The sequence below is a fragment of the Streptococcus sp. HMSC065H07 genome (assembly GCF_001837325.1).
GTDB lineage: Bacteria > Bacillota > Bacilli > Lactobacillales > Streptococcaceae > Streptococcus > Streptococcus salivarius_H.
The window spans coordinates 1-223 of record NZ_KV832059.1 but is presented as its reverse complement, the minus strand read 5'-3'; the positions used below and the strand labels follow the sequence as shown (position 1 = coordinate 223).

The window sequence follows — 223 nt, the reverse complement described above, 5'->3', positions numbered from 1 at the left end:
GCGACCTCAGCCGTTTCTATCAGAATCTTACTGAGGATATTGTCTGCTCTAAAAACCGCCTACACAAGGTTTTACAGGTCACTTTTCCTGAATTGGAAAACATCTTGTCGTCACCAACTGGGAAACAATATTGGAACTTAGTCATGGCTTTTCCATGTAATAGTTTTGTACTGGAGTTAGATGACGCCACATTAAGAGCTATCATCCGTCAGTCTACATCAAA

General features: G+C 40.8%; 1 pseudogene. It reads left to right on the top strand.

Going from position 1 to position 223, the window contains the following annotated elements:
• A pseudogene (locus HMPREF2637_RS10405) lies at positions 1–223 on the top strand (IS110 family transposase); the annotation flags it as partial.